The 3,688-nt window shown below is 54.8% G+C and carries 6 protein-coding genes; all 6 read right to left on the bottom strand.

Annotated features, from left to right (window positions below; genetic code table 11):
• A partial coding sequence (locus PLU01S_RS24860) for a DUF4055 domain-containing protein (RefSeq protein ID WP_084339955.1) occupies positions 1-1,086 on the bottom strand: 1,086 nt, incomplete at its 3' end.
• Positions 1,086-2,570: a terminase gene (locus PLU01S_RS24865; protein WP_074830530.1), complete on the bottom strand. Its 1,485-nt coding sequence runs from the start codon at positions 2,568-2,570 to the stop codon at positions 1,086-1,088. The genes PLU01S_RS24865 and PLU01S_RS24860, both read right to left, overlap by 1 nt.
• Positions 2,571-2,572: 2 nt before the next feature.
• Positions 2,573-3,097, bottom strand: a complete 525-nt coding sequence (locus PLU01S_RS24870) for a type 2 periplasmic-binding domain-containing protein (RefSeq protein WP_074830527.1) — start codon at positions 3,095-3,097, stop codon at positions 2,573-2,575.
• A gap of 7 nt (positions 3,098-3,104) precedes the next feature.
• Positions 3,105-3,272 (bottom strand): hypothetical protein, encoded by a 168-nt coding sequence (locus PLU01S_RS25885; RefSeq protein WP_159435135.1) that lies wholly within the window; start codon positions 3,270-3,272, stop codon positions 3,105-3,107.
• Complete coding sequence (locus tag PLU01S_RS24875) at positions 3,269-3,469, bottom strand: hypothetical protein (RefSeq protein WP_074830524.1); 201 nt, start codon at positions 3,467-3,469, stop codon at positions 3,269-3,271. The genes PLU01S_RS25885 and PLU01S_RS24875 overlap by 4 nt, the downstream gene beginning before the upstream one ends.
• Positions 3,466-3,621, bottom strand: coding sequence for a hypothetical protein (locus PLU01S_RS25890; protein WP_159435134.1), 156 nt, complete (start codon positions 3,619-3,621; stop codon positions 3,466-3,468). The genes PLU01S_RS24875 and PLU01S_RS25890 overlap by 4 nt, the downstream gene beginning before the upstream one ends.
• Positions 3,622-3,688 lie beyond the last annotated feature (67 nt).

A 3,688-nucleotide genomic window follows, 5' to 3' on the forward strand; every position in this document is an offset into this window, starting at 1 on the left:
CTCCTGAGTGGCTGTCTTCGCTCCACTGCCCTGCTCGATCAAGCGAGCGCCGAGGGCAATCATCTGCCGCTCTTTGGCGTCCATTGCCTCCTTGGCTAGCGTATTAGGCTCAGCCTGAAGGATGCCTGCCTGACCACCACTAGGAAGCAGGAACGGTGAGCGTGCGCCGAAGTAGATGCCGTTTTCCTCCATATGGTCGCGCCACTGCTCATCGAGGCCGGAGATCCAGACCTGCGGCTGACCCACCAGATAGGCGCTGTCCTCGTAGTCAGCACTGTTCCGGTAGTGGGCAATGTTCAGCTCCGCCATGTCATACAAGGGAGCATCGTCGAGGTTGGCGTCGTTGCTTTGCGATCCGAGGAAGGTAAACGGGATTTCAGTCCAGGCAGCGCCGCGACCATCTGTTGGCTCACGAGCGTCAAAGATGTTCCAGCCACCCTCATTACGCCAGATCTCAACGGCGTAGCGGCCCTCATCCGTCAGCCTGAGCACTCGGTACTGGTCTTTGACCTCCTGACCAAAACCATCTGCGGTGTCTTCCTCGTACTGCTCCTTCAGGACAACGAGGGACAGGACGTGCTGACCACCGATCTGACGAGTACGCCAGTTGATGATGTCCTCAGCCTTGTATCCCGTTACCGTAGCCCGAATACGCCCGGCCTGCATATCGGCAACCGATGCCCCACCCTCAATGGCTGGGTAGTCCACAAGAAGCCCATGGCGACCAGTCTCAAGCAGATGACCGATAACCGCTTGGCTCTGCTGGTAGATGCTGACGCCCTGACCATCAATGTCCTCGCTGACGTAGGACAGCAAGCTAGGAACCTTGAGCGTCGGCCATGTGGTGAACACCGCACCTATCAGACCGTTCTTAGTCCGCCCTGTGGCGTTGTAGAACACAGCCCGAGCAAGGTAGGAGTCATAGCGGGCTCTGTTGGCCTCACTCTTGTCTTCCGGGTTGGGCCTAGGCAGGTAATGCCACTTCTCGCCCTTGATCTTCTCCGAGCCTTTGCAGACGTCTCGCACGAGCCGCCAACGGCTAAGCGCGGCTGTCAGCTCGGGCCTTGTATATGTGACGTCGGACATCAGCGTGCAAATCCCATAGATATTGAGGTGACTGGCTTCCTGCGCTGCGTTGCCACGGCGAAGTAACGGAACGCATCCGATCCGTGCGATGACCAGTCATGTAATGGTTTGTCTTTCCAGCAGCCTTTCTTGTCGTCCCATTCCTTGCGGTAGTTTTCCAGGCAGTTGATGCCGGTCTCGCACTTGGATTCGTCAAAGGCGCAGCGCGGGAGGACCTCACGAACGAGTTCAATGCCCTCATCCACGCTCAGCCGGGGGACTACGTTAAAGCGGATGCTGTATTTCTTGCCGTCGATTTCGTATCCGTCAGCGGCAAGCTGTCTGCGTGAGCGGCCATCACCGGCGAACTCACGATTATCAATGTCATGCGGACCCCAGTGCTCGCTGTAGGTGTAACCCCTATCCTTGAGCACCTTGAGGTAATGTCTGAGGCCTTCGCCTGAGTTCTCGTAGTAGTCAACGACGTGGAACTCATTGCCCACCTCTCGAACGAACCAGATCGCCGTCGAGTCGCCCACGCCGATATCCCAAAAGGTCATTACCGGCTGATGGCTGTTATCGGGTAGCTGGCCGATACGCTTGTTGGCGTACAGCTTGGCGAACTGCTTCGAGTAATAAGCACCCTCGATTGACTGCTGGAAGGCTTCGGCAGGAATGGACGGGTATTCCCGCTTCATGTCCTCGCCTAGCGTCTTCTCTTTGGCCGCATACCAAGCCTTCTGGCCTTCGTTCAGCTCAATGCCATACTTACCCTTCAGATCGGCGAAGTAGTCGATCAGGCGCTGCGGTAGAGACCCTATGGGCTCAAGCCAGTATTGGGCGTTCTTCCACCAGGAGAAGAAGAAAAACTTCCAGTCCAGCGGGCCAAGCGGCTGTTCAGTTAATGCCTGCTTCTCGGCGCTCTGTGAGTAGTCGAAGAAGTACCCTGAGCGACCTTCAGCAGTGGATTCGATAGTCACATAGCAATCAGCGGCTACGGCCTCAAAGGCACCAGTGACGATCTCTCGCGCCTTGTGAGGGTACTTGGCGCAGATCTTCCCGAACTCGGACACATGCAGGTAACGCAGCGTACCGCCTCGAAATGAGGCGCTGACGTAAAGTGACCCGCCTTTACTGAACACCAACTCACCTGCAGCATCGTTACTTGCCGGGTTGGCTGCCTTGATCTCCTTGGGGAGATGGTCATAGGCGTACTTGATCTTCTCCCTAAACAGGCGCTTGGCGTCATTTAGGGTATGGGCGATCAATGCGCACTTGGCCGACTCGAATAACGCCGCATCCAACTGGATGATGCACTGCTCAGTCGTGAAGCCAAGCTGGCGGGCCTTGAGGATAATGTTCCGAGTATGCAGGCCTTCGAAGTACTCCAGCTGCTCACTGGTCATCTTGAAGCGAACCTGCTTACCTCTCTTGTCCGTAATGAAGTACAGGTTGTTGAGCCGCCACAGCTTATCCTTGAGCAACTTCAAATGCTCGGGCTTCATGCTTAGGCTCCGCTCGATAGCTCATCCATCAGACTGGAAAGCTCGTTTACCGTCTTGTCACCTTCCTCGGTGTCGAGGTTGTAGGCCTGACGCTCACCCTTGATCACCTTGAGCTGAGCATCAACGCCCGCGTTCAACGATCTAGCAAAGCGGTCGTGGTTATCTTCGTTCACGTCCATATCAGCCAGGGCAGCACATAGCTTGTTGGCTATACCTCTCCACAGGGCAAGGTCTGAACGGTGAGCCAGGACGACTGAGGCTGCCGCTGTAGAGGCTTCCTCAATGATCTCGGCATCAGTTCGCATTTGTTCGTGCGAACCTACAGCGCGAACTTCACTGCGAACTAGTTTGCTTTTGGTTGTCTGTCGGACCTGCTCGGTTAGGTCTCTTTCCCATCCGTGCTTTTTGGCGTGATTGCGAATAGCTGTATCGCTAATGCTATGTTTCTCGGCAATTGCCCTTACAGACAAGGAGCCAGCCCGAAAGGCGCGCTCAATCGCCTCCCAATCAGGCTGCTTGGTTGTCATTACTCATTCACTCTTCTAGCTGGGATACCGCTAAAGCGACACCGATCTTGGCCTCATCACTCGACTGCATAAGTTCAAGGACTTGCTTGCAGATGGCCTCTATCTTTTCCTGATCCTCTTTCGGAAGCTCAGAAATAACACCCTTAAGTGTGTAGTACTCAGCTCTCATACTCATTCGGTCACCCGCTTCAATAAACCCTTGTCCAATGAAACCCATAGGTCCCCTTCAAACATTCCTAGCCAGCCATCAGGAATGGTTTTCCCAACAAGGAATCCATCGCTGTAGACGCCAACATAGAGTTCACTTCCCCACTGCGAGACGCATATGAGATCACCTTCAGCTGGCTTGTCGTCAGGGTAGGTTTTGATCATTCGATGACCCGTTGAATTGATACCACACCGTAGAAGTACTCAATCTCTTCCGCGCCGCAGTAAAAGGTTGCTAGGCGGCCACGCCAGACGACAGATTCAGCCTCTACGATCCGCTCATCATTGTCGTCTGTTGTTACCTTCCACTGTGTCATGGCCTTCACCTATTTGAAGACTTCACGGAATGCATCCAGAGCGGGCTTATTACGATCAGCCTCAAGA

This window comes from Pseudomonas luteola NBRC 103146 (assembly GCF_002091675.1).
Taxonomy (GTDB): domain Bacteria; phylum Pseudomonadota; class Gammaproteobacteria; order Pseudomonadales; family Pseudomonadaceae; genus Chryseomonas; species Chryseomonas luteola.

Coding starts and splice junctions, on each gene's coding strand:
- PLU01S_RS24865 (WP_074830530.1), bottom strand. CDS start 2,570: ATGAAGCCCGAGCATTTGAAGTTGCTCAAGGATAAGCTGTGGCGGCTC.
- PLU01S_RS24875 (WP_074830524.1), bottom strand. CDS start 3,469: ATGATCAAAACCTACCCTGACGACAAGCCAGCTGAAGGTGATCTCATA.
- PLU01S_RS25890 (WP_159435134.1), bottom strand. CDS start 3,621: ATGACACAGTGGAAGGTAACAACAGACGACAATGATGAGCGGATCGTA.
- PLU01S_RS24870 (WP_074830527.1), bottom strand. CDS start 3,097: ATGACAACCAAGCAGCCTGATTGGGAGGCGATTGAGCGCGCCTTTCGG.
- PLU01S_RS25885 (WP_159435135.1), bottom strand. CDS start 3,272: ATGAGTATGAGAGCTGAGTACTACACACTTAAGGGTGTTATTTCTGAG.